Below are 1,160 nucleotides of genomic sequence, written 5' to 3' on the forward strand. Positions count from 1 at the left end.
AATCATAAAACTCGAAGTTTGGGCAACGTACAAATCTCTATTTCTTAAAAATATCGCTGTGTGTTCCTGTGTCAACCAAAGTCAAAACAAGAACATCGTTATACTTGTAATAAAATTGCAATTAATATGTTTATGAATATCTCACTGCAAAAATGTTGGCTAGGATTTTCAATGTTGACTATAACACAAAACACTGTTATTATTTTACTTGATGCTATTCAATTTATAAACTGTGGAGGTAACTATGTGCAGAACTTCTATTTATGAGGCGCGGAACAATCTTTCAAATTTCGTGAAGATTGCGGAAAGCGGAGAGCCTGTGGAACTTACAAGGTACGATAAGCCGGTTGCGGTAATTATCAGCTATGCGGATTATGAACACAGAGATGAAAAGCCTTCTTTGATTACTCGGCTTAACAAAATAAAGGAAAAATATGCGGATGTTCTAAATGATGAGGGAATCCCGCTTAGGCCAAAAGTTTATCCTGATCCGAACAGGGTGATTTTTGAAGAATAAATAAGTACTGAAGATTTGTTCATGCACAAATATAATAGTAAACATTTACGGAGGAAAAATGAAAAAAATATATCTTCTTGACACAAACATCGTGTCCGAGTTCTCAAAGGAACGTCCTAACAAAAACGTTATTGCCTTGTACGAAGCGCGAAAAAATCTCTGTGCAATTTCAGCTGTTACCTGGCAGGAACTTGTCTATGGACTTGAAAGAATGCCAAATGGAAAACGCAAAACTTATATAGAAGAATGTCTTGCAGAATACAAGAAAGACTTTGAGATAATTCCATACGATGACTTTGCAGCCAGAATCTGCGGTCAACTTTCAGGAAAATGTTCAACAGAAGGAAAAACCCTCCCTTATTGCGACACACAAATTGCCGCCACCGCAATTGCAAACGGAATGGTTCTTGTAACGCACAATGCAACAGATTTTGCCGAAGCCTCAGAACGCTCTTTTTTGCGCACAGAAGACTGGTTTTCTGCTGAATAATTTCAAAACTGAAGGAACACTTCCTAAGAGCCGTAGCGATACTTCCTAAAAGGCTAAGGAATACTTCCTAAGCCCCTTAGGAATACTCACTTCAGGTCTTAGGGATACTCACTCAGCCTCTTAGGAATACTTACTCAGCCTCTTAGGAATACT

The 1,160-nt window shown here is 38.0% G+C and carries 2 protein-coding genes; both read left to right on the forward strand.

Features of this window, described 5'->3' with window-relative positions; genetic code table 11:
• Positions 1-244 precede the first annotated feature (244 nt).
• On the forward strand, positions 245-517 hold the full coding sequence (locus tag B4C08_RS01155) for a type II toxin-antitoxin system Phd/YefM family antitoxin (RefSeq protein WP_296662218.1): 273 nt from the start codon (positions 245-247) through the stop codon (positions 515-517).
• 58 nt (positions 518-575) lie between these two features.
• Positions 576-1,007: a type II toxin-antitoxin system VapC family toxin gene (locus tag B4C08_RS01160; RefSeq protein WP_296662219.1), complete on the forward strand. Its 432-nt coding sequence runs from the start codon at positions 576-578 to the stop codon at positions 1,005-1,007.
• The last annotated feature ends 153 nt before the right edge of the window (positions 1,008-1,160 follow it).

The organism is Treponema sp. UBA753, from assembly GCF_002297325.1.
Lineage (GTDB): Bacteria > Spirochaetota > Spirochaetia > Treponematales > Treponemataceae > Treponema_D.

Excerpts from the sequence above, each read along its gene's own strand:
- B4C08_RS01155 (WP_296662218.1), top strand. The coding sequence starts at position 245 with ATGTGCAGAACTTCTATTTATGAGGCGCGGAACAATCTTTCAAATTTC.
- B4C08_RS01160 (WP_296662219.1), top strand. The coding sequence starts at position 576 with ATGAAAAAAATATATCTTCTTGACACAAACATCGTGTCCGAGTTCTCA.